This window comes from Pseudomonas sp. A34-9 (assembly GCF_029543085.1).
Lineage (GTDB): Bacteria > Pseudomonadota > Gammaproteobacteria > Pseudomonadales > Pseudomonadaceae > Aquipseudomonas.
Map to the genome: position 1 here is coordinate 6,407,266 of NZ_CP119967.1, position 21,798 is coordinate 6,429,063.

Sequence of the window (21,798 nt, forward strand, 5' to 3'; positions counted from 1 at the left end):
CCTCATGGAATTGAAACCCCTGCTGTTCGCAGCATTGATATGGCTTCCCGTTACTCAAGCCTCTGCAGACACCCCGCCACTGGACGGTCATTATTATTTAAACGGCGCAATGGAAATGGGCGCCGAGTTGCTGCTGCGCAAGGACGGTACGTTTGACGCGGGCGTGGCGTATGGCAGTGCTGACGGGTTTGCCAAGGGCACCTGGCTGGTGGAGAACAACACTTTGACATTGAAAAGCGAAACCAAACCGGCGTCGAACGGCGATTTGTCGGCCCTGTTTCAGGATCTGCAACTGGCGATCGAGCCGAACTGCCTGGCCGTGGATTTCGGCAACGGCAAGGCCTGCTTCCGGCGTCAATAAGCCGATTGGCAGCCACAAAAAATGGGCACCCGACCGCAATCGGTGTGCCCATTTTTTATTGCAGTTCTCCCCGCTATTCGGGGAGTTCGCCGCAATTAAGGATTAACGCTGTCTTTCAACGATTTGCCTGGCTTGAACGCAACGGTGTTGCTGGCCTTGATTTTCACCGGCTCGCCGGTTTGCGGGTTTTTGCCGGTGCGGGCGCCGCGGTGGCGTTGCAGGAAGGTGCCGAAGCCGACCAGCGTGACGCTGTCCTTGCGGTGCAGAGCGCCGGTGATTTCTTCGAGAACGGCGTTGAGTACGCGGTTGGCCTGTTCTTTGGTCAGATCTGCTTTTTCAGCGATTGCAGCGGCGAGTTCTGGTTTACGCATTAGTGAAGCCCCTTTGACGGTTTTTTGTTGTTATGTCCGTGCTGTTCTCGTTGGAACAGCGCCCAAGGCGCCGCAGGCTCTACTCTGCGGCAGACGGGAGTGAGAATGGCACGCGGATACCGGCGGCGCCAGTCTCCCCGCGACCTTTGTAGGGGCAAAAGCGGGGTGATTCCGACAGAACGACCGGTATTTACGCCAGCAGGGCCGGAAGCTGTTTGTTCAGGGCGAGTTTTTCCATGACTGCCGCACCGGTCAGCGCGTAACCGAGCAATTGGCCGTCGGCGCTGTGGCACAGGGCCTTGATGTCGGCGCCCTGCCCTTCAACCGTCCAGACGCCTTCGCTGCCCCGTGGCGGCGGTGAAACCACCAGCGGACATACCGGGGTTTTCACGGTGATCGGCATCGGTCCGTAGCTCACGGCGGTAGGGTTTCCGGCGAGGGTTTGTGCCAGCGCTCGCGCACAACTCATGAGGGGCATCACGTACAGCAGATTCAGCCCGTCGACCTCGGCGCAGTCGCCCAGGGCGTAGATATTGGCGTGGGAGGTTTTCAGATGGCGATCCACCACGACACCGCGATTGACCTGTACGCCAGCGGCCGCCGCCAGATCGATGCGAGGACGCAGGCCAATGGCCGAGACCACCACGTCGCACGGAATGACTTGGCCGTCGGACAGATGCGCTTCGAGGCCGTCGGCGACTTTCTGCAGTCGGGTCAGTACCGGGCCGAGATGAAATTTCGCCCCGAGGCTTTCCAGCCCGGCCTGCACCGCCGCCGCAGCGGCCGGGTGCAGCAACATCGGCATGACTTGTTCGCAGGGTGCAACCAGTTGCACTTCGTAGCCGCCGAGGATCAGGTCGTTGGCAAATTCGCAGCCGATCAGGCCGGCGCCGAGCAGCAGTACCCGACGCTTGCCCGCCGCAGCGGCGCGGAAACGCGCATAGTCTTCGAGATCATTGATCGGGAACACCAGATCGCTGCCATCGCCTTCGATCGGCACGCGCACGGTTTCCGCGCCCCAGGCGAGAATCAGGTCGCGGTAATAAACGGCTTCTTCGCCGATCCACAGGCGTTTGTGGCCGGCGTCGATGCCGCTGATGCGCGTGTGAGTGCGCACTTCGGCCTTCAACTGCTCGGCCATGGCGCCGGGTTCAGCCATGCTCAGGCCGTCGGCGTCCTTGTTCTTGCCGAAACCGGTGGAGAGCATCGGCTTGGAGTAAGAGCGGCCGTCATCAGCCGTGATCAACAACAGCGGGGTTTCGCTGTCGAGCTTGCGAAACTCGCGGGCCAGGTTATAGCCCGCAAGGCCGGTGCCAACGATGACGACAGGTGCGCTCATGCCTTACTCCTTGTTTGTGCTTAGTTGATTTCGATCATTTCGAAGTCCATCTTGCCGACGCCGCAGTCCGGGCACAGCCAGTCTGCCGGTACATCTTCCCAACGGGTGCCCGGCGCAATGCCGTCATCCGGCCAACCGTCGGCTTCGTTGTAGATCAGGCCACAGACGATGCATTGCCACTTTTTCATTCAGGTACTTCCTCAGGGTTCAGGCTGGGTGCCGGCGCGGATGGTCGATGGGTGTTGCGCTGCCATCCGGCTCAGGGCGTTTTGTACTGATGGTGCCGGGCAGATGCAAGCCTGTTCGGCGCAATGGCGACCCGGATCAATCAATATCGCAGCTCGCCATGGTAAGCTCGCCGCCTCATTTGCGGCCAATAATGACTCATTGTGCAACATTCAAATGCCTGCCCGGCCCCGCTCTGGCTGACCCAAAGCCGACTGACGCCCCTCCCCGATTCGTTGACCCTCGACTGGTTGTTCGACGAAGGCTCCCTCACCCGCCGACTGACCCGGCTGTCCAATGATGGCTTCAGCGTGACGCCGTTGTTCGAAGGCTGGGACACCCTGCGTGCCGATGAATGCGCGGCGCTGGATCTGGCCGAGGGCAGCGAAGGCTGGGTACGCGAGGTGTATTTGCGCGGCCACGGCGAGGCCTGGGTGTTTGCCCGTAGCGTGGCGTCGCGCGCCGCTTTGCAGGGCGACGGTTTGCACATGGATGAACTGGGCAGCCGCTCGCTGGGCGAACTGCTGTTTTGCGATCAGGCGTTCCAGCGCGGCGCCATCGAAGTTTGCCATTACCCCGAGGAATGGTTGCCACCCGCCGTGAAAGCACCTGGGCTGTGGGGTCGCCGTTCGCGTTTCGACCGTGGCGCGTTGAGCGTACTGGTCGCGGAAATCTTCCTGCCGAGTCTGTGGAGCGCCGCCCGCGCCTATCCGGAGAACTGCTGATGTATCAGAGCCTGCTCAAGTCCCTGAACCGTTTGAACCCGCGCGCCTGGGATTTCATTCAGTTGACCCGGATGGACAAGCCGATCGGCATTTACCTGCTGCTGTGGCCGACCCTGTGGGCGTTGTGGATTGCCGGCAAAGGCTCGCCATCACTGGCCAACGTGGTGATTTTTGTTCTCGGCGTAGTACTGACCCGCGCCGGCGGCTGCGTGATCAACGACTGGGCCGACCGCAAGGTCGACGGCCACGTCAAACGCACCGCGCAACGACCGCTGGCCAGCGGCAAGATCAGTTCGAAAGAGGCGCTGGTGTTCTTCGCCCTGCTGATGGGCGTGAGCTTCCTCCTGGTGCTGTGCACCAATGCGCCGACGATCTGGCTGTCGCTGGGCGGGCTGGCGCTGGCGTTCACTTATCCGTTCATGAAGCGCTACACCTATTACCCGCAAGTGGTGCTGGGTGCGGCGTTCTCGTGGGGTATGCCGATGGCGTTCACGGCCGAGACTGGCGAGCTGCCAGCGGCGGCGTGGCTGCTGTGGATCGCCAACCTGCTGTGGACAGTGGGGTACGACACCTATTACGCGATGACCGACCGGGATGATGATTTGAAGATCGGTGTGAAGTCGACGGCGATTCTGTTTGGTGAGGCGGATCGGGTGATCATCCTGAGTTTGCAGGCGCTGTCGCTGGGCTGCCTGTTGCTGGCCGGGTCGAAGTTCGAGCTGGGCGTCTGGTTCCATCTCGGCTTGCTGGTTGCTGCCGGGTGCTATGCGTGGGAGTTCTGGTACACCCGCGATCGCGACCGCATGCGCTGCTTCAAGGCGTTTTTGCACAACCATTGGGCCGGGTTGGCGATTTTCGTCGGGATCGTGCTGGATTACGCGTTGCGTTAATCCGCAAAACCTGTGGGAGCGAGCTTGCTCGCGAAAGCGCTGGGTCAGTTGCCAAATATGCTGACTGAGACGACGCCTTCGCGAGCAAGCTCGCTCCCACAGGGACAAGGTTGCTGGAGGAATCAGTGTTTAGGCATGTGCCACATGTCCTTGAACCCCTCACCTTTCATGTCGCCTGGTTTCTCATCCATTTTGAAGGTGTATAGCGGCTTGCCGTCATATGCCCACTGCATCATGCCGTCATCACGTTTGATGGGGGTGAACTTGCCTTCGGCCTTGGCACCCGCTGGCGCCATCATCGGCGGCCAGTTTTTCGCGCAATCGCCGTTGCACATCGATTTGCCACCCGTGTCCTTGTCGAAGGTGTACACGGTCATGCCCTTGTGGTCGGTCATCATGCCGTCTTTCATCATGACCGGGTCAGCGGCGAACGCCATCGACGGTAATGCTACGGCAGCGGCAAGCAGCAGTGCTTTGAAAGAAACAGTCATTTGAGTCATGGAAACCTTCTTTTGTGGTTGTCAGGATTCGGACTTAGAGCTTAGTTCAGGATTTGCACAATCGCCGCCGGACTAAAATACTGTCACACGACTGCAATAATTCCGTTATCTAATGCGGCGCAAGACAGTTAAATGACAAGAGGATTAAGGCATGGTTGGCAGGAGCATTCTGATCGTCGACGACGAAGCGCCCATTCGCGAAATGATCGCCGTTGCGTTGGAAATGGCCGGCTATGACTGCCTCGAGGCAGAGAACTCGCAGCAGGCACACGCCATCATCGTCGACCGCAAGCCGGACCTGATCCTGCTCGACTGGATGCTGCCGGGCACCTCGGGTATCGAGCTGGCGCGTCGTCTCAAGCGTGACGAACTGACCGGGGACATCCCGATCATCATGCTCACTGCCAAGGGTGAAGAGGACAACAAGATCCAGGGCCTGGAAGTCGGCGCCGACGACTACATCACCAAACCGTTTTCCCCGCGCGAACTGGTCGCCCGACTTAAAGCCGTGCTGCGCCGCGCCGGTCCGACCGACGGCGAAGCGCCGATCGAAGTCGGTGGCCTGCTGCTCGACCCGATCAGCCACCGCGTGACCATCGACGGCAAACCAGCCGAGATGGGCCCGACCGAATACCGTCTGCTGCAATTTTTCATGACCCACCAGGAGCGCGCCTACACCCGTGGCCAGTTGCTGGATCAGGTCTGGGGCGGCAACGTCTACGTTGAAGAACGTACCGTCGACGTGCACATCCGCCGCCTGCGCAAGGCCCTCGGCGACGCCTACGAAAATCTGGTACAAACCGTGCGCGGCACCGGCTACCGGTTTTCCACCAAGGCATAAAAAAGCAGCTGCAAGCTTCCAGCTCCAAGCGGCAAGTAAAAGCCGATCCGCTTTAACTTGAAGCTTGTGGCTTGAAACCCGACGCTGCGTTAAGGACGCTCCGTGAATCAAAACTGGCATGGCACCCTGATTCGCCACATGCTGCTGCTGGTCACCGCCTGCCTGGTGATCGGCCTGATCACCGGCTATTACGGCTGGAGCCTTGCTGCAGGCCTGGGTATTTACCTGGCCTGGACGCTCAAGCAATTGCTGCGGCTGCACGAATGGCTGCGCCAGCATCAACCCGATGAGGCTCCGCCCGATGGCTATGGCCTGTGGGGCGAGGTGTTCGACAGCATCTACCACCTGCAACGCCGCGACCAACGTGTACGCGGGCGCCTGCAAGCGGTGATCGACCGGGTGCAGGAATCCACCGCCGCGCTGAAAGACGCGGTGATCATGCTCGACAGCGACGGCAACCTGGAGTGGTGGAACCGCGCCGCCGAAACCCTGCTCGGTCTCAAGACCCCGCAAGACAGTGGCCAACCGGTGACCAACCTGGTGCGGCATCCGCGCTTCAAGGAATACTTCGAACAGGAAAGCTATGCCGAACCGTTGGAAATTCCATCGCCGACCAATGATCGCGTACGCATTCAGCTGTACCTGACCCGCTACGGCAACAACGAACACTTGATGCTTGTGCGCGACGTCACGCGCATCCATCAACTGGAACAGATGCGCAAAGACTTTATCGCCAACGTCTCCCACGAATTGCGCACACCCTTGACGGTGATATGCGGCTATCTGGAAACCCTGCTCGACAACGTCGAGGAAGTGAACCCACGCTGGAGCCGCGCCCTGCAGCAGATGCAGCAACAGGGCGGACGCATGCAGACGCTGCTCAACGATTTGTTGCTGCTGGCGAAACTGGAAGCCACCGACTACCCGTCGGACAACCAGCCGGTGCAGGTCGACGCGCTGTTGCAATCGATCAAGAGCGATGCGCAGCAATTGTCCGGGGCGAAGAACCAGCGCATCACCCTCGAAGCCGAGGCCAGCCTGCTGCTCAAGGGCAGCGAGGCGGAGTTGCGCAGTGCCTTCTCCAATCTGGTGTTCAACGCGGTGAAGTACACCCCGGCCGAAGGCAACATCCGCATTCGCTGGTGGGGCGACGATCAGGGCGCGCACCTGAGCGTGCAGGATTCCGGGATCGGCATCGACAGCAAACACCTGCCGCGCCTGACCGAACGCTTCTATCGCGTCGACTCCAGCCGCAACTCCAACACCGGCGGCACCGGCCTGGGCCTGGCCATCGTCAAGCACGTGTTGCTGCGCCACCGCGCACGCATGGAGATCAGCAGCGTGCCCGGTCACGGCAGCACGTTCACCTGCCATTTCGCCCCGGCCCAAGTGGTCCAGGCGCGGGCGATCAGCGCCGCCGAGTAAGACCGACCGGCACTCGCCACTAGGCAATCGCCCTGTCAGCCGCTACATTGGCTGACTTGTGCCTGCCTTTCAGGCGCGGCTTTTACCTCTCTTGAATCACACGGAACCCGCAAAACTCCATCATGGACCCTTCCCCTGGCTTGTCCCTCGCAACAATATTTGCCGATTTCGGCATGATCCTTTTTGCTCTGATCCTGGTTTTGCTCAACGGCTTTTTCGTTGCGGCGGAATTCGCCATGGTCAAACTGCGCTCGACCCGGGTCGAAGCCATCGCTGATCAGAACGGCTGGCGCGGACACATCCTGCGCACCGTGCACAGTCAGCTTGATGCGTACCTCTCGGCGTGTCAGCTGGGTATCACCCTCGCCTCCCTCGGCTTGGGCTGGGTCGGTGAGCCGGCCTTTGCACACATTCTCGAACCGCTGCTGAGCGCGGTCGGCGTGCAGTCGCCCGAGATCGTCAAAGGTGTGTCGTTCTTCACCGCGTTCTTCATCATTTCGTACCTGCACATCGTCGTCGGCGAACTGGCCCCGAAATCCTGGGCGATCCGCAAACCCGAGCTGCTGTCGCTGTGGACGGCGGTGCCGCTGTACCTGTTCTACTGGGCGATGTACCCGGCAATCTACCTGCTCAACGCCAGCGCCAACGCGATTCTGCGGATCGCTGGCCAGGGCGAACCCGGCCCGCACCACGAACACCATTACAGCCGCGAAGAACTGAAACTGATCCTGCACTCCAGCCGTGGCCAGGATCCGAGCGATCAGGGCATGCGCGTTCTGGCGTCGGCGGTGGAAATGGGCGAGCTGGAAGTGGTCGACTGGGCCAACTCCCGGGAAGACCTGATCACCCTGGAATTCAACGCGCCGCTGAAAGAAATCCTCGCGATGTTCCGTCGCCACAAGTTCAGCCGTTACCCGGTGTACGACAGCGAACGCCAGGAGTTCGTCGGCCTGCTGCACATCAAGGACCTGCTGCTGGAGCTGGCGGCGCTGGACCACATTCCCGAGTCGTTCAACCTGGCTGAACTGACCCGTCCGCTTGAGCGTGTGTCGCGCCATATGCCGCTGTCGCAGTTGCTGGAGCAGTTCCGCAAGGGCGGCTCGCACTTCGCCGTGGTCGAGGAGGCTGACGGCAACATCATCGGCTACCTGACCATGGAAGACGTGCTGGAAGTGCTGGTCGGCGATATTCAGGACGAACACCGCAAGGCTGAGCGCGGCATCCTCGCCTATCAGCCGGGCAAGCTGCTGGTGCGTGGTGATACGCCGTTGTTCAAGGTGGAGCGCCTGCTCGGTATCGACCTTGACCACATCGAAGCCGAAACCCTTGCCGGGCTGGTCTACGAGACCCTGAAACGGGTACCGGAAGAGGAAGAAGTGCTGGAAGTCGAAGGGCTGCGGATCATCATCAAGAAGATGAAAGGGCCGAAGATTGTGCTGGCCAAGGTGTTGATGCTGGATTGAGTACAATGCGGGAAACCGCGTTGCCTGCCAAAAGATCGCAGCCTTCGGCAGCTCCTACATAGATACACATTCCCATGTAGGAGCTGCCGAAGGCTGCGATCTTTTGCTTTTAAAAGCTTACTGCTTGCCCAGCGCAAAGTTGGGCAACGCCCCCAGCGGCTGGTTGAACTGATACGGAATCGACACCAGCCCCTCACCGGTATTGCGCTGCACCACAAAGTGCAGATGCGGGCCGCTGCTGTTGCCGGTATTGCCCGACAGTGCCAGCGGACTGCCCACCGCCACCCGCTGCCCTTCGCGCACGCTCACCGAACCTTGCTTGAGGTGCAGGTACACACCCATGGTGCCGTCGTCGTGCAGCACCCGCACGAAATTGCCGGACGCATCCGAGCCGCGCCCGCTCTGGGAGTTCTCGGTCTTCACCACCACCCCGGCCCGCGCGGCAATGATCGGCGTACCCACCGGCATGGCGATGTCCATCGCATAGCGATTCTTCGGCCCGTAATGACTGTACTGGCCGTTGGCACCCTGGCTCAGACGAAACGGCCCGCCACGCCACGGCAGCGGATAGCGATAGCTCTGCGCGGTGCCGGCAGGGTCGCCCAGGGCGTATTGAAACTGCGGCGTATACACCAACGGCTTGCCGCTGGTAATTGCCGTCAGCAATGCCAGGCGCGTATTGCTGCGCGCCGGCAACACTCGGCGGATCGCTTTGGCCGGCGCGCCACGCACATTGCTCAATCCGGTAAACGCCAGTGCCACCTCAACCGGCGCATACAGATCGTTGCGCACGAACACCACGTCAACGCCCTTCTGCTTCTTGATGTCGAGGTAGACCTGCCGTTCGAGGCGCTCGACCATGCGGTCCTGAAAGACGAACACCTGCGAGCCTTTGCTCGGCCGGTCGCTGTACGAGACCACGCCGTTGGCATCGGTGGATTTGTAAATAGTCATGGCCACAGCCGAGGTGGAGGCCATGAAGAGACCACAGAAAAACAGCAGGCGCGCGAGCATGGGCAAGAGTCTGTCGAAGTAAGGCCTGGGAGTGAGCCTAGCAGTTGTGACAGACCAGGCTAGTCGACAGATGTTTCAAATTGGGCAGTCTGGGAGATTGATGGTGCAAGTGATGGCCCCTTCGCGAGCAGGCTCGCTCCCACCTTTGAAATGCATTCCAATGTGGGAGCGAGCCTGCTCGCGAAAGCGGTGTGTCAGGCGACGAAGATCAAGCGCCCGGAATGAAGTGCTTCTGCGCCGTGCCGCGAGCGATCAGGCGGGAGATGTAGTCGAGCTTCTGCGCGTCCTGGTCGACAAAGCGGAACGTCAGTTGCAGCCAGTCGCTGTCCGGTTTCGGCTCAAACGCAACGACGGCGTGCAGGTAGCCGTTGAGGCGAGCGATTTCGGCGTTGTCGCCCTGCTCCAGATCGAGCACGGCGCTGTCGAGGATCTGCGGCAGGGTGTCGGTGCGTTTCACCACCAACAACGCCTCCTTGATGCTCAGCGCCTTGATCACGCATTGCTGAGTACCGCTTGGCAGGCGCAACTGCCCCTGACCACGGCCACTGGCCGGCGCCGACGCGGCGGCTGTTGGCTTGACCGGTGGGCTATTGAGCAAACCACGGGACGGCGCAGCGGCGGGCGCCGGTGCAGCAGCCACCGGTTTGGCAAACGGATTGACCGAAGCGGCTGCCGGTGCGCCACCGACCACGGCAGGCTTGCCGCCGGTCAACGCGCTCAGGGAATCGTTGCCGAACGCCGAGTTCATCTTGGTCGGTGCGCTGTTCATCAGGGTGTCGAGCTTGCCAACCTTGTTCAGCGCCTGCTTGACCTTGGTCAGCAGTTGCTCGTTGGTGAACGGCTTGCTGACGTAGCCGGAAACGCCGGCCTGAATCGCCTGGACAACGTTTTCCTTGTCGCCACGGCTGGTCACCATAACGAATGGCATGGTTTTGAGGTTGTCTTGCTCGCGGCACCAGGTCAGCAGTTCAAGACCGGACATTTCCGGCATTTCCCAGTCGCACAAAACCAGGTCGAACGCTTCCTTGGCCAGCATGGCCTGCGCCTTTTTGCCGTTGACGGCGTCCTCGGTGCGGATCCCCGGGAAGTAATTACGCAGGCACTTTTTCACCAGGTCACGAATGAACGAAGCATCGTCCACGACCAACACACTGATCTTGCTCATCCAACACCCCTATAAAAATCCCGGCAAGCATACCGCTTTTACTGATGGCACATTGCCAACAATCTTCAGTCACGCCGGGACTTTTCGTTCGCGGGTGCTGCTTTTCAATTCGGCTCGCCCTAAACAAAAACGCCCGGCCAAAGGGCCGGGCGCTTTTCTCAGGCAATCTTACTTATCGTCAGCATCGCCCGGAACATTAGCGGTTTCGCCGCTTGTGCCTTCAACTTCTTCTTTCATGCGCTTGAGGCCCATGTGGCGCACGTCGGTGCCGCGCACCAGGTAGATGACCAGTTCGGAGATGTTGCGCGCGTGATCGCCGATGCGCTCCAGCGAACGCAGCACCCAGATGATGCTCAAGACCCGCGAGATAGAGCGCGGGTCTTCCATCATGTAGGTCGCCAGCTCACGCAGGGCGGTTTTGTATTCGCGGTCGATGATCTTGTCGTACTGCGCCACCGACAACGCCAGATCGGCGTCGAAACGGGCGAACGCGTCCAGTGCATCGCGAACCATGTTGCGCACCTGGTCGCCAATGTGGCGAACCTCGACGTAACCGCGCGGCGCTTCGCCTTCTTCGCACAACTGAATCGCGCGGCGGGCGATCTTGGTCGCTTCGTCACCGATGCGCTCAAGGTCGATCACCGACTTGGAGATGCTGATGATCAAACGCAGATCGGACGCCGCCGGCTGACGACGGGCGAGAATGCGCAGGCATTCTTCGTCGATGTTGCGTTCCATCTGGTTGATCTGGTCGTCGATCTCGCGCACCTGCTGAGCCAGACCGGAGTCGGCTTCGATCAGCGCGGTCACCGCGTCGTTGACCTGCTTCTCGACCAGCCCGCCCATGGCCAGGAGGTGGCTGCGCACTTCCTCAAGCTCGGCGTTGAACTGCGCGGAGATGTGATGAGTGAGGCCTTCTTTGGAAATCATGCATTCGCTCCGAAAAAGCGTTTAACCAAGAGCTGCAAGCTACAAGCTGCAAGCTGTTATGTGGTGATCCATGCCGCTTCGCTTCTGACTTGCCGCTTGAAGCTTGCCGCTCGCAGCCGCTTCAATCAGCCATAACGACCGGTGATGTAGTCTTCGGTCTGCTTCTTCGCCGGATTGGTGAACAGGGTATCGGTGTCGCCGAATTCCACCAGCTTGCCCATGTACATGAACGCCGTGTAGTCGGACACCCGCGCGGCCTGTTGCATGTTGTGGGTCACGATGACGATGGTGAACTTGGATTTCAGCTCGTAGATCAGCTCTTCGACTTTCAGCGTCGAGATCGGGTCAAGGGCCGAGCACGGTTCATCGAGCAGCAGCACTTCCGGCTCCACGGCGATGGTGCGAGCGATCACCAGACGCTGCTGCTGACCACCAGACAGGCCCAGTGCCGAATCATGCAGACGGTCTTTGACTTCATCCCACAGTGCCGCGCCTTTCAACGCCCACTCGACGGCTTCGTCGAGAATGCGCTTTTTGTTGATGCCCTGGATACGCAGGCCGTAGACCACGTTTTCGTAGATGGTCTTCGGAAACGGGTTGGGCTTCTGGAACACCATGCCGACGCGACGACGCAGCTCGGCCACGTCTTCGCCCTTACGATAGATGTTGTTGCCGTAGAGGTTGATCGCGCCTTCGACACGGCAGCCGTCAACCAGATCATTCATGCGGTTGAAGGTGCGCAGCAAGGTCGATTTACCGCAGCCGGACGGGCCGATGAAGGCGGTCACGCGCTGTTTCGGAATGTTCATGCTGACGTCGAACAGTGCCTGTTTCTCGCCGTAGTACAGACTCAGGCCGGGGACTTCGATGGCCACGGTTTCCTGCGCCAGGTTCAGGCTTTGCTTGTCGCGGCCCAAGGCGGACATGTTGATGCCGTGGGTATGTGTTTCGTGCTGCATGGGTCTCACTCCGTTCGTAGCTGCAAGCTTCTGGCTGCAAGCTGCAAGTTTGAGCAAAAGCGGCTTGTAGCTTGCCGCTTGTGGCTAATGGCTTTAGCTATCCAGTGCTTTGTATTTTTCGCGCAGGTGGTTGCGGATATAAACGGCCGACAGGTTCAGTGTCGCAATCACCAGCACCAGCAGCAGCGCCGTGGCGTACACCAGCGGGCGGGCCGCTTCGACGTTCGGGCTCTGGAAGCCAACGTCATAAATGTGGAAGCCCAGGTGCATGATTTTCTGATCGAGGTGCAGGTACGGGTAGTTGCCGTCCACCGGAAGCGACGGCGCCAGTTTCACCACACCCACCAGCATCAGTGGCGCCACTTCACCGGCGGCGCGAGCCACGGCGAGAATCATGCCGGTCATCATCGCCGGGCTGGCCATCGGGATCACGATCTTCCACAAGGTTTCAGCCTTGGTCGCGCCGAGGGCCAACGAGCCTTCACGCACGGTGCGTGGAATCCGCGCCAGACCTTCCTCGGTCGCCACGATCACCACCGGTACCGCCAGCAATGCCAGGGTCAACGACGCCCAGAGCAGACCCGGTGTACCGAAGGTCGGTGCCGGCAGCGCTTCGGGGAAGAACAAGCGGTCGACGGAACCACCCAACACGTAAACGAAGAAACCCAGGCCGAACACGCCGTAAACAATCGCCGGAACACCAGCGAGGTTGTTCACCGCGATGCGGATGATCCGCGTCAGGGTGTTCTGCTTGGCGTATTCACGCAGGTACACCGCCGCCAGCACGCCGAACGGGGTGACGATCATCGCCATGATCAAAGTCATCATCACGGTGCCGAAGATCGCCGGGAAGATCCCGCCTTCGGTGTTCGCTTCACGCGGGTCGTCCGAAAGGAATTCCCAGATCTTGCTGAAGTAGAAACCGACCTTGGTGAAGGTACTCATCGCGTTCGGCTGGTAGGCGTGAACCACTTTGCCCAGACCGATTTCAATCTCTTTGCCGTTGGCATCACGAGCGGTCAAGGCATCGCGGTTGAACTGCGCATGCAGATCGGCCAGACGCGCTTCGATGTCCTGATAACGCGCATTCAGCTCGGCACGCTCGGATTCCATGTCCGCTTGTGCGGTGGCGTCGAGCTTGCCTTCCAGTTCCAGTTTGCGACCGTGCAGACGGATGCGTTCGAGACCTGCGTTGATCGCACCGATGTCGGTCTTTTCCAGCGACTTCAGCTGTGCAGCCAGACCATTCACGCGGTTGATCCGCGCCTGCAGTTCAGGCCACGCGGCCTCGCCCTCGGCGATGACTTTGCCGTCCTGTTTGACGTTGACCAAGTAGCCGTAGAAATTGCCCCACTCGCGACGTTCGATCGCCATCAACTCCGGCGGTGTGGTCTGATTGGTCAGCCACTCGCCGACGATCCAGGTGAAGTCGTTGCCGTTCAGATCACGGTTGCCGACCTTGATCAGCTCGCGGGTCATGAATTCCGGGCCTGCATCCGGCACCGGCAAACCGGCGCTCTTCAGACGGGCACGCGGCACTTCTTCTTTCTGTACCACTTCGCCGATGACCAGGTGATTGGCCTGTCCCGGGACATCGTAGTTGGCGTGGATCAGATCCGCCGGCCAGAAGTGACCGAGACCGCGCACGGCAATCACGGCCAGCAGGCCAATGGTCATGATGACCGCGATGGACACCGCGCCACCGCTGATCCAGACGCCCGGGGCGCCGCTCTTGAACCATCCTTTCAGGGAGTTCTGTTTCACAGACTTCTACCTTTGCTTAAAGCGACGAGTATTTCTTGCGCAGACGCTGACGAATCAGTTCTGCCAGGGTGTTCATGACGAAGGTGAACAACAGCAGCACCAGCGCCGAGAGGAACAGCACGCGGTAGTGGCTGCCGCCGACTTCCGACTCCGGCATTTCCACCGCGACGTTGGCGGCCAGGGTACGCAGACCTTCGAACAGGTTCATTTCCATGACCGGGGTGTTACCGGTGGCCATCAGCACGATCATGGTTTCGCCGACCGCACGGCCCATGCCGATCATCAGCGCCGAGAAGATCCCCGGGCTGGCGGTCAGGATCACCACGCGGGTCATGGTCTGCCACGGCGTAGCACCGAGGGCCAGCGAGCCGAGGGTCAGGCCGCGCGGCACGCTGAACACGGCGTCTTCAGCGATTGAGTAGATGTTCGGGATAACCGCGAAGCCCATGGCCAGACCGACCACCAGAGCGTTGCGCTGATCGTAGGTGATGCCCAGGTCGTGGGAGATCCACATGCGCATGTCGCCGCCGAAGAACCAGTTCTCCATGAACGGGCTCATGTACAGCGACAACCAACCCACAAACAGGATCACCGGGATCAGCAGCGCACTTTCCCAGCCGTCCGGGACTTTCAGGCGGATCGATTCAGGCAGGCGGCTGAAAGTGAAGCCGGCGACCAGAATGCCGATCGGCAGCAACATCAGCAGACTGAAGATGCCCGGCAGATGCCCTTCGACATACGGTGCGAGGAACAGGCCAGCGAAGAAACCGAGGATCACCGTCGGCATCGCTTCCATCAGTTCGATCACCGGCTTGACCTTGCGGCGCATGCCCGGGGCCATGAAGTACGCGGTGTAGATCGCCGCGGCGACGGCCAGTGGCGCGGCCAGCAGCATCGCGTAGAACGCGGCTTTCAGGGTGCCGAAGGTCAGTGGAGACAGGCTCAGTTTGGGTTCGAAATCGGTGTTGGCGGCGGTCGATTGCCAGACGTATTTAGGCTCGTCGTAGTTCTCGTACCAGACCTTGCTCCACAACGCGCTCCAAGACACTTCCGGGTGCGGGTTGTCGAGCAGCAGCGGTTGCAGCTTGCCGCCGGCTTCGACGATCACCCGGTTGGCGCGCGGCGACAGGCCGAAGACGCCTTGACCATCGACCACCTGATCAACCAGCAGCGTGCGATGTGCGGTGCTGTGGAACACGCCGAGCTTGCCGCTGGCATCCAGCGCCAGGAAGCCTTTGCGGCGTTCTTCGGCAGTGATTTCAACGATTGGCGTAGTGCCCATCTGGAAGGTGCGGATCTGCTTCAGGCGCAGCTCGCCATCGGTGTCGCGGGCCATGAACCACTGGGCCAGACCACCCTTGGAGTCACCGACGATCAGCGAGATACCGCCAACCAGTTGCGTGGTTGCGGTGACTTCGGCGTCAGCGTTTTCCAGCAGTTTGTAGCGACCGTTGAGGCTCTTGTCGCGCAGGCTGAACACGTCGGCCTGGGCACGCCCGTTGACCACGTACAGCCATTGCTGGCGCGGGTCGACGAAGATGTTTTTCACCGGTTCGGTCATTTGCGGCAGATCGATACGCTTCTGCTCGTTGGTGACTTCGCCGGTCATCATGTTTTCTTCGCTGGTCAGCGACAGGACGTTGAGTTGCGAACCGGTCGAACCCACCAGCATCAGGGTGGTGTCGGTCGCGTTGAGGCTGACGTGCTCCAGAGCACCGCCGGCTTCGTTCAGGGCGATCGGCGTTTCGCCGTACGGGTACTCGATGGCCGGGGTGATAGTTTTCTTGCCATCGGGGTAGCTGACTTTATAAGTGTGACGGAACACCAGCGCCTGGCCATTGGACAGGCCCACGGCTACCAGCGGGTGGCCCGGCTGATCTTCGCCGATGGAGGTTACGGTTGCACCAGCAGGAACCGGCAGATCGACGCGCTTCAGTTCAGCGCCACTGTCGATGTCGAAGAACAATGCCTGGCCCTTGTCGGAAACGCGCATGGCCACCTGATTCTGCTCTTCGAGCGAAATCATCAGCGGCTTGCCGGCGTCCTGCATCCAGGCTGGGGTGATCGAGTCTTTCGCAGTCAGGTCGGCACCCTGGAACAGCGGCGCAACCACGTAAGCGAGGAAGAAGAAGATCAGGGTAATGGCTGCCAGCACCGCGAGACCGCCCACGAGGACGTACCAGCGGGTGAAGCGATCCTTGAGCGCGCGAATGCGGCGCTTGCGTTGCAGCTCAGGCGTATTGAAATCAATGCGCTTGGGAGGATTAGTAGTCATGTGGGAATTGGCCAGATCATTCATGCGCTCACCCTAGCGATCCTGTATGACAGAAAGATGACAATGCAGTGACGCAGCAAATCCACCGCCAGCGGGTACTGGAGGAGGATCAAGAAATTCGAAGGGTTTGGACCCTTGTGAGACGTGTTTGAAACCTGTGTAGGAGCCGTCGGGGGAACCGAGGCTGCGATCTTTTGATCTTGCGATCAGAGGCCAGATCAAAAGATCGCAGCCTCGTTTCACTCGACAGTTCCTACAGGGTTCCTGCAGGTTCGGGGTTCAGCCCGAACCTAAGGTGTTACTTCTTTGCGACTTCAGCGCCGCCTTCTTGCAGACCCAGGTCAGCCAGTGCTTTTGCAGCAACCTTGGCCGGCAGTGGGATGTAGCCGTCTTTCACTACGACTTCCTGGCCCTGTTTGGACAGCACCAGTTTCACGAACTCAGCTTCCAGCGGCGCCAGAGGCTTGTTCGGGGCTTTGTTGACGTAAACGTAGAGGAAACGCGACAGCGGGTATTTGCCGTTCAGGGCGTTTTCTTCGGTGTCTTCGATGAAGTCAGTGCTGCCTTTCTTCGACAGAGCAACAGTCTTCACGCTGGCGGTCTTGTAGCCGATGCCCGAGTAACCGATGCCGTTCAGCGAGGAGCTGATCGACTGCACGACCGAAGCCGAGCCTGGTTGTTCGTTGACGTTTGGCTTGTAGTCGCCTTTGCACAGGGCTTCTTCTTTGAAGTAGCCGTAAGTGCCGGATACCGAGTTACGACCGAACAGTTGCACTGGCTTGTTGGCCAGGTCGCCGGTCACGCCCAGGTCGCCCCAGGTTTTCACGTCGGCTTTGGCGCCGCACAGACGGGTGGACGAGAAGATCGCGTCAACCTGTTCCATGGTCAGGTGCTGGATCGGGTTGTCCTTGTGCACGAACACCGCCAGGGCGTCGACAGCCACCGGGATAGCGGTTGGCTTGTAGCCGTATTTCTGTTCGAAGGCCGCCAGTTCGGTGTCCTTCATCTTGCGGCTCATCGGGCCCAGGTTGGAGGTGCCTTCAGTCAGCGCAGGTGGCGCAGTGGCGGAGCCAGCGGCCTGAATCTGGATGTTTACGTTCGGGTATTCTTTTTTGTAGTTCTCAGCCCAGAGGGTCATGAGGTTGGCCAGGGTATCGGAGCCGACGCTGGACAGGTTGCCCGACACACCAGTGGTCTTGGTGTAGCTCGGGATAGCAGGGTCAACAGCGGCGAACGCGTTGGCAGTCGCAACGCCAGCAGCGACAAAAGTCATTGCCGCCATCAAACGCTTCAGTTTCATGCCTTACTCCTAGCAGATAGGGTGTGTTAAGTCGGGGCCAAGTATCAGCAGGCCGTGTGAACACTCTATGGCTGAAATATGACAATTGGATGAAAGGCCAGCATCCAGGGTTTTACTGGATGATTCGTGGTGCCCCCATTCGCGAGCAGGCTCGCTCCCACCGTTTGAAATGCATTCCAATGTGGGAGCGAGCCTGCTCGCGAAGAGTCCGGTACTGCTGGAGGAGATTTCGGATCAGCGACCCTTCTTCCAGAGCCACGCCCCCACCAGAACCCCCATCGTGCAAAGAACGGCTACGTAATAGGCCGGGCCCATCGCGCTTTCTTTGAGCAGCAGGCTGACCACCATCGGCGTCAGGCCGCCGAAGATCGCGTACGCCACGTTGTACGAGAACGACAACCCGCTGAAGCGCACCACCGGCGGGAACGCTTTCACCATCACATAGGGCACCGCACCAATGGTGCCCACCAGAAAACCGGTCAGTGCGTACAGCGGGAACAGCCAGTTCGGGTGGTCGGCGAGGCTGTGATAGAAGGTCCAGGAGCTGATCAGCAGGCCCAGGCAACCAAACACAAACACGCGACCGGCACCGAAGCGATCCGCCAGTGCGCCGGAAATAATGCAGCCAATGCTCAGAAACACGATCGCCAGACTGTTCGACTGCAGCGACTCGGTCGGCGTGAAGTGATAGACCGTTTGCAGCACGGTCGGGGTCATCAGGATGACCACGACGATGCCCGCCGAGAGCAGCCAGGTCAGCAGCATCGAGATCGCAATCGCGCCGCGATGATCACGCAGCACCGCGCGCAGTGGTACTTCTTCAGCCAGCGCCTTGCGCAATTGCAACTCTGCGAACACCGGGGTTTCGTGCAGCCAGCGGCGCAGGTACACCGAGAACAGGCCGAATACGCCACCCAGCAGGAATGGAATACGCCAGGCGTAATCGGCAACCTCGGCAGGCGTATAAATGCTGTTGATCGCCGTGGCGACCAGCGAGCCGAGCAGAATGCCGGCGGTCAGGCCGCTGGTGAGGGTGCCACAGGCGTAACCCATGTGTTTTTGCGGTACGTGTTCGGAAACGAAGACCCACGCGCCCGGCACTTCACCGCCAATCGCCGCGCCTTGAATCACCCGCATCAATAGCAGAAGGATCGGCGCCCACATACCGATCTGCGCATACGTTGGCAGCAGCCCCATGATCAGGGTCGGCACGGCCATCATGAAAATGCTCAGGGTGAACATCTTCTTGCGCCCCAGCAGGTCGCCGAAGTGCGCCATGACAATGCCGCCCAACGGCCGCGCGAGGTAGCCGGCGGCGAAGATGCCGAAGGTCTGCATCAGGCGCAGCCACTCGGGCATGTCGGCCGGGAAGAACAGCTTGCCGACCACGGTGGCGAAGAAGACGAAGATGATGAAATCGTAAAACTCCAGCGCGCCACCAAGGGCAGACAGCGACAGAGTCTTGTAGTCATTGCGGGTCAACGGTCGTGCGGGTTGCTCGGGCTGCGCGAGGCTCGAAGGCGCTGTGGTCATGGCAAGGGCTTCTCTTATAGTCGGATCTGCCGCCACAACAACGCTGGCGGTGGCTTGGGCAGGTTCGGCACCATAACAAATTGTTCGAAAAAGCACATAGAGGCGCGTATTTGACGGTCGAAATGAGAACCGGATGGTCGTCGCGGAGTCTACCGACCGATATACTCGCAACCTGCTCCGGTTTGTAGGGGGTTGCTGTGCGAAAACGTCGTTGGCCCGGCCTTTGCTCGGGATTAGCCGGTTTCGCAGAGTTTCTCCTTAGGCGCCTGATGGAAAACGTGACGAACGTAGTATGTTCGGTGCTGAATCGTTTTTCCCGAAGACGGCTACCACCAGCAATACCAACAAGAGTCACGGGTCAGAGGCACCCCCGGCATGATAGAGCTCGAACAAGAAGATCCAATCCCGCAAGGCGACCTGGCCCTGCAAATCACCGCACTTCCACGCGAAACCAATGGCTTTGGCGATATTTTCGGCGGCTGGCTGGTCGCGCAGATGGATTTGGCCGGCACCGCGATGGCCAGCCGTGTTGCTGGCGGCCGTGTAGCGACCGTCGCCATCGATCGCATGGCGTTCCTCGTGCCGGTGGCTGTCGGTGCGCAATTGTCCTTTTATACCCAGACCCTGGAAATCGGCCGCAGCTCGATCCAGATGATGGTCGAAGTGTGGAGCGACGACCCGCTGTCCAGCGAGTGGCGTAAAGTGACCGAAGCCGTATTTGTCTTTGTCGCCATCGACGGCAGCGGCCGCACTCGTTCGGTTCGGTCGCGAGCCTGTTAAACCTCGTGGCCGTTTTGCGGTCGATAATCGTCCCAAGTGTCTGATCGAGAGCTGTCCCATGAACACGCCCAACGTTGAAGCGGTGAAACTGGATGAACTGAACTGCTGGCGCATCCGCCACGGTCAGGCCGAGGTGCTGGTCGCCCAGCAAGGCGCGCACATCCTCAGTTATCAGATTGATGGGCAGCCGCCGATCATCTGGCTCAACGACAAGGCGCTGTTCAAGACCGGCAAGAGCATTCGCGCCGGCGTGCCGGTGTGCTGGCCGTGGTTCGGCATCTTCGAGCGCAATCCGCAGAGTGTGAAAGCGATGCGCGTCAGCGACGAGCCGGCCCCGGCGCACGGCCTGGTGCGGGCGATGGATTGGGAGCTGGGTGGCATCGAAGCCGAAGAACATGGCGTCAAGGTCGAGTTCAAACTGCCTTACCCCGACGGGGGCCTGCCGGGCTGGCCACATCAGGTGGATCTGACCCTGACCCTGCATTTGTCCGAACAACTGAGCTTCAGCCTGACCAGCCATAACCGGGGCAATGACACCGTCAGCCTGAGTCAGGCGCTGCACACGTATTTCGCGGTCAGTGATGTGCGCCATGTGCATGTCGAGGGTGTCGATGGCTTGAATTACATCGAGACGCTGGATGAGTGGAAAACCAAAAGTCAGCAAGGCGATCTGCATTTCGCCGGTGAGACCGACCGCATTTACCTCGATGCTCCGCCACAACTGAGCATCGTCGATCCGACCTGGGAGCGGCGCATCGTGTTGACCGCGACCGGTTCACGCACGGCAGTGATCTGGAACCCGTGGATCGACCGCGCAGCGGCGCTCAGCGACATGGCCAACGATGGCTGGCAGCGCATGCTCTGCATCGAGACGGCGAATGTGATGGATGATGTGGTGACTTTGGCGCCGGGTGCGAGCCATACCATGGGTGTCAGCGTCGCCAGCAAACCGCTTTAAGATCAAAAGATCGCAGCCTTCGGCAGCTCCTACAGGGAAATGCATTCCAATGTAGGAGCTGCCGAAGGCTCGGGCCGCGTTCGGACGATCGTTGCTTTAGAGATCCGATTCCTGCACCACCCGCACTTTGTCGGCGTCCAGCGCATACGCCGCGTCAGCCAGATCATTGCTGACCTTCTCGACCTTCAGCGTGCCGGTCACCCACAGCGGCGTGTAGATGTCATCCAGCTTCAAACCCTTCGGATAACGCACCAGCACCAGTTGATTCGGCGGCGGTGGCGGCACGTGGATGCAGGCGCCCGGATACGGCACGAGGAAGAACAGCGTGCTGCGGCCCTTGGCGTCGGACTCCAGCGGCACCGGATAACCGCCGATGCGGATGTGCTTGTCATTCATCGATGCCACGGTTTTGGTCGAATACATTACCGCCGGCAGACCTTTGGCCTGCTTCATCCCGCCCTTCTCGGTGAAGGTGCCGGTGGCTTCCGGGGAGTTGTGGTCGATTTCAGGCATGGCCTCGAGGGCCTTTTGGTCCGACTTGGGCATCAGTTCGAGCCAGTCGGTTTCCGGCAGTTCGCCGGCGTGGGCCAAACCGCTGCCCAGGAAAAGGAGAGTCAACAGAAGACGGCGCATGAAGGTGCTCGGTAAAGAAAGGAAGGAACAGTCAATCGCCGAGCATTCTAGCCCTCCCGGTCACGTTGGCAGAGAGGGCTTTGTCGCTTTGGATCAGTTCTTTTTGATCAGGCCGTAGATCACCAGCAACACGATCGCGCCGACCAGTGCGCCGATGAAGCCTGCGCCCTGACCAGCTTGATAGATGCCCAGGGCCTGGCCGCCGTAGGTGGCTGCCAGCGAACCGCCGATACCGAGCAGGATGGTCATGATCCAGCCCATGCTGTCATCGCCCGGTTTCAGGAACCGCGCCAGCAGGCCGACGATCAAGCCGATAAAGATGGTTCCGATAATTCCCATGGCAATTC

At 60.2% G+C, this 21,798-nt stretch carries 22 protein-coding genes; 8 read left to right on the forward strand and 14 right to left on the reverse strand.

Translation table 11 applies throughout. The features are described 5' to 3' along the window. Positions 1-4: 4 nt before the first annotated feature. Positions 5-361, forward strand: a complete 357-nt coding sequence (locus tag P3G59_RS28855; protein ID WP_277759878.1) for a hypothetical protein — start codon at positions 5-7, stop codon at positions 359-361. Positions 362-456: 95 nt separating this feature from the next. Here the strand turns inward: P3G59_RS28855 and P3G59_RS28860 are convergent, their stop codons facing one another. The 3 genes from P3G59_RS28860 to P3G59_RS28870 all read right to left on the reverse strand — a co-directional run bounded on the left by P3G59_RS28860 (position 457) and on the right by P3G59_RS28870 (position 2,259). After that, positions 457-732, reverse strand: coding sequence for an HU family DNA-binding protein (locus tag P3G59_RS28860; RefSeq protein ID WP_003213368.1), 276 nt, complete (start codon positions 730-732; stop codon positions 457-459). Between the two features lie 190 nt (positions 733-922). Then, entirely contained in the window at positions 923-2,071 is a 1,149-nt protein-coding gene (locus P3G59_RS28865) for an FAD-dependent oxidoreductase (protein WP_277759879.1), read from the reverse strand. A 20-nt stretch (positions 2,072-2,091) separates the two neighbouring features. Continuing rightward, entirely contained in the window at positions 2,092-2,259 is a 168-nt protein-coding gene (locus P3G59_RS28870) for a rubredoxin (protein WP_003177199.1), read from the reverse strand. Between the two features lie 201 nt (positions 2,260-2,460). On the opposite strand from P3G59_RS28870, the gene P3G59_RS28875 reads away from it, so the two are divergent. Both P3G59_RS28875 and ubiA read left to right on the forward strand, forming a co-directional pair. Continuing rightward, positions 2,461-3,021 carry a chorismate lyase gene (locus P3G59_RS28875; RefSeq protein WP_277759880.1) on the forward strand — a complete coding sequence of 187 codons (561 nt, stop codon included), beginning with the start codon at positions 2,461-2,463 and terminating at the stop codon, positions 3,019-3,021. Beyond that, positions 3,021-3,911, forward strand: a complete 891-nt coding sequence (ubiA, locus tag P3G59_RS28880; protein ID WP_277759881.1) for a 4-hydroxybenzoate octaprenyltransferase — start codon at positions 3,021-3,023, stop codon at positions 3,909-3,911. Before P3G59_RS28875 ends, ubiA begins: the two co-directional genes overlap by 1 nt. Positions 3,912-4,033: 122 nt before the next feature. Here the strand turns inward: ubiA and P3G59_RS28885 are convergent, their stop codons facing one another. Next, a complete protein-coding gene (locus tag P3G59_RS28885) occupies positions 4,034-4,411 on the reverse strand; it encodes a hypothetical protein (RefSeq protein WP_250605636.1) in 378 nt (125 codons plus the stop codon). Positions 4,412-4,562: 151 nt separating this feature from the next. On the opposite strand from P3G59_RS28885, the gene phoB reads away from it, so the two are divergent. The 3 genes from phoB (at position 4,563) to P3G59_RS28900 (ending at position 8,140) form a co-directional block, all read left to right on the forward strand. Continuing rightward, positions 4,563-5,252, forward strand: a complete 690-nt coding sequence (gene phoB, locus P3G59_RS28890) for a phosphate regulon transcriptional regulator PhoB (protein WP_007896474.1) — start codon at positions 4,563-4,565, stop codon at positions 5,250-5,252. A 138-nt stretch (positions 5,253-5,390) separates the two neighbouring features. After that, positions 5,391-6,677, forward strand: coding sequence for a phosphate regulon sensor histidine kinase PhoR (gene phoR / locus P3G59_RS28895; protein WP_277762216.1), 1,287 nt, complete (start codon positions 5,391-5,393; stop codon positions 6,675-6,677). A 122-nt stretch (positions 6,678-6,799) separates the two neighbouring features. Beyond that, positions 6,800-8,140 (forward strand): hemolysin family protein, encoded by a 1,341-nt coding sequence (locus P3G59_RS28900; protein WP_007920256.1) that lies wholly within the window; start codon positions 6,800-6,802, stop codon positions 8,138-8,140. A 117-nt stretch (positions 8,141-8,257) separates the two neighbouring features. Here the strand turns inward: P3G59_RS28900 and P3G59_RS28905 are convergent, their stop codons facing one another. From P3G59_RS28905 to P3G59_RS28940, 8 genes are all read right to left on the reverse strand, one after another. Next, complete coding sequence (locus tag P3G59_RS28905; protein WP_277759882.1) at positions 8,258-9,154, reverse strand: M23 family metallopeptidase; 897 nt, start codon at positions 9,152-9,154, stop codon at positions 8,258-8,260. 208 nt (positions 9,155-9,362) lie between these two features. Continuing rightward, the gene (locus tag P3G59_RS28910) at positions 9,363-10,319 is read right to left on the reverse strand and encodes a response regulator (RefSeq protein WP_277759883.1); all 957 of its coding nucleotides are present in this window, start codon (positions 10,317-10,319) and stop codon (positions 9,363-9,365) included. A 168-nt stretch (positions 10,320-10,487) separates the two neighbouring features. After that, positions 10,488-11,249: a phosphate signaling complex protein PhoU gene (gene phoU / locus P3G59_RS28915; protein ID WP_007954334.1), complete on the reverse strand. Its 762-nt coding sequence runs from the start codon at positions 11,247-11,249 to the stop codon at positions 10,488-10,490. A gap of 125 nt (positions 11,250-11,374) precedes the next feature. Next, positions 11,375-12,208: a phosphate ABC transporter ATP-binding protein PstB gene (pstB, locus tag P3G59_RS28920; protein ID WP_103302696.1), complete on the reverse strand. Its 834-nt coding sequence runs from the start codon at positions 12,206-12,208 to the stop codon at positions 11,375-11,377. Positions 12,209-12,301: 93 nt separating this feature from the next. After that, positions 12,302-13,972: a phosphate ABC transporter permease PstA gene (gene pstA, locus P3G59_RS28925; protein ID WP_277759884.1), complete on the reverse strand. Its 1,671-nt coding sequence runs from the start codon at positions 13,970-13,972 to the stop codon at positions 12,302-12,304. 16 nt (positions 13,973-13,988) lie between these two features. Then, positions 13,989-16,022 (reverse strand): ABC transporter permease subunit, encoded by a 2,034-nt coding sequence (locus P3G59_RS28930; RefSeq protein WP_172828111.1) that lies wholly within the window; start codon positions 16,020-16,022, stop codon positions 13,989-13,991. 523 nt (positions 16,023-16,545) lie between these two features. Further along, the gene (locus tag P3G59_RS28935; protein WP_034152107.1) at positions 16,546-17,547 is read right to left on the reverse strand and encodes a phosphate ABC transporter substrate-binding protein PstS; all 1,002 of its coding nucleotides are present in this window, start codon (positions 17,545-17,547) and stop codon (positions 16,546-16,548) included. A gap of 234 nt (positions 17,548-17,781) precedes the next feature. Continuing rightward, a complete protein-coding gene (locus P3G59_RS28940) occupies positions 17,782-19,080 on the reverse strand; it encodes an MFS transporter (RefSeq protein WP_277759885.1) in 1,299 nt (432 codons plus the stop codon). Between the two features lie 375 nt (positions 19,081-19,455). On the opposite strand from P3G59_RS28940, the gene P3G59_RS28945 reads away from it, so the two are divergent. After that, on the forward strand, positions 19,456-19,860 hold the full coding sequence (locus tag P3G59_RS28945) for an acyl-CoA thioesterase (RefSeq protein WP_277759886.1): 405 nt from the start codon (positions 19,456-19,458) through the stop codon (positions 19,858-19,860). Positions 19,861-19,918: 58 nt separating this feature from the next. Beyond that, a complete protein-coding gene (locus tag P3G59_RS28950) occupies positions 19,919-20,818 on the forward strand; it encodes a D-hexose-6-phosphate mutarotase (protein ID WP_277759887.1) in 900 nt (299 codons plus the stop codon). A gap of 96 nt (positions 20,819-20,914) precedes the next feature. Here P3G59_RS28950 and P3G59_RS28955 read toward each other — a convergent pair whose 3' ends face one another. Continuing rightward, positions 20,915-21,451: a DUF3299 domain-containing protein gene (locus P3G59_RS28955; RefSeq protein WP_008078784.1), complete on the reverse strand. Its 537-nt coding sequence runs from the start codon at positions 21,449-21,451 to the stop codon at positions 20,915-20,917. 93 nt (positions 21,452-21,544) lie between these two features. Beyond that, positions 21,545-21,790 (reverse strand): GlsB/YeaQ/YmgE family stress response membrane protein, encoded by a 246-nt coding sequence (locus P3G59_RS28960; protein WP_003229635.1) that lies wholly within the window; start codon positions 21,788-21,790, stop codon positions 21,545-21,547. Positions 21,791-21,798 lie beyond the last annotated feature (8 nt).

Excerpts from the sequence above, each read along its gene's own strand:
- P3G59_RS28855 (WP_277759878.1), top strand. The coding sequence starts at position 5 with ATGGAATTGAAACCCCTGCTGTTCGCAGCATTGATATGGCTTCCCGTT.
- P3G59_RS28860 (WP_003213368.1), bottom strand. The coding sequence starts at position 732 with ATGCGTAAACCAGAACTCGCCGCTGCAATCGCTGAAAAAGCAGATCTG.
- P3G59_RS28865 (WP_277759879.1), bottom strand. The coding sequence starts at position 2,071 with ATGAGCGCACCTGTCGTCATCGTTGGCACCGGCCTTGCGGGCTATAAC.
- P3G59_RS28870 (WP_003177199.1), bottom strand. The coding sequence starts at position 2,259 with ATGAAAAAGTGGCAATGCATCGTCTGTGGCCTGATCTACAACGAAGCC.
- ubiA (WP_277759881.1), top strand. The coding sequence starts at position 3,021 with ATGTATCAGAGCCTGCTCAAGTCCCTGAACCGTTTGAACCCGCGCGCC.
- P3G59_RS28885 (WP_250605636.1), bottom strand. The coding sequence starts at position 4,411 with ATGACTCAAATGACTGTTTCTTTCAAAGCACTGCTGCTTGCCGCTGCC.
- phoB (WP_007896474.1), top strand. The coding sequence starts at position 4,563 with ATGGTTGGCAGGAGCATTCTGATCGTCGACGACGAAGCGCCCATTCGC.
- phoR (WP_277762216.1), top strand. The coding sequence starts at position 5,391 with ATGCTGCTGCTGGTCACCGCCTGCCTGGTGATCGGCCTGATCACCGGC.
- P3G59_RS28900 (WP_007920256.1), top strand. The coding sequence starts at position 6,800 with ATGGACCCTTCCCCTGGCTTGTCCCTCGCAACAATATTTGCCGATTTC.
- P3G59_RS28905 (WP_277759882.1), bottom strand. The coding sequence starts at position 9,154 with ATGCTCGCGCGCCTGCTGTTTTTCTGTGGTCTCTTCATGGCCTCCACC.
- P3G59_RS28910 (WP_277759883.1), bottom strand. The coding sequence starts at position 10,319 with ATGAGCAAGATCAGTGTGTTGGTCGTGGACGATGCTTCGTTCATTCGT.
- phoU (WP_007954334.1), bottom strand. The coding sequence starts at position 11,249 with ATGATTTCCAAAGAAGGCCTCACTCATCACATCTCCGCGCAGTTCAAC.
- pstB (WP_103302696.1), bottom strand. The coding sequence starts at position 12,208 with ATGCAGCACGAAACACATACCCACGGCATCAACATGTCCGCCTTGGGC.
- P3G59_RS28930 (WP_172828111.1), bottom strand. The coding sequence starts at position 16,022 with ATGCAGGACGCCGGCAAGCCGCTGATGATTTCGCTCGAAGAGCAGAAT.
- P3G59_RS28935 (WP_034152107.1), bottom strand. The coding sequence starts at position 17,547 with ATGAAACTGAAGCGTTTGATGGCGGCAATGACTTTTGTCGCTGCTGGC.
- P3G59_RS28940 (WP_277759885.1), bottom strand. The coding sequence starts at position 19,080 with ATGACCACAGCGCCTTCGAGCCTCGCGCAGCCCGAGCAACCCGCACGA.
- P3G59_RS28945 (WP_277759886.1), top strand. The coding sequence starts at position 19,456 with ATGATAGAGCTCGAACAAGAAGATCCAATCCCGCAAGGCGACCTGGCC.
- P3G59_RS28950 (WP_277759887.1), top strand. The coding sequence starts at position 19,919 with ATGAACACGCCCAACGTTGAAGCGGTGAAACTGGATGAACTGAACTGC.
- P3G59_RS28955 (WP_008078784.1), bottom strand. The coding sequence starts at position 21,451 with ATGCGCCGTCTTCTGTTGACTCTCCTTTTCCTGGGCAGCGGTTTGGCC.
- P3G59_RS28960 (WP_003229635.1), bottom strand. The coding sequence starts at position 21,790 with ATGGGAATTATCGGAACCATCTTTATCGGCTTGATCGTCGGCCTGCTG.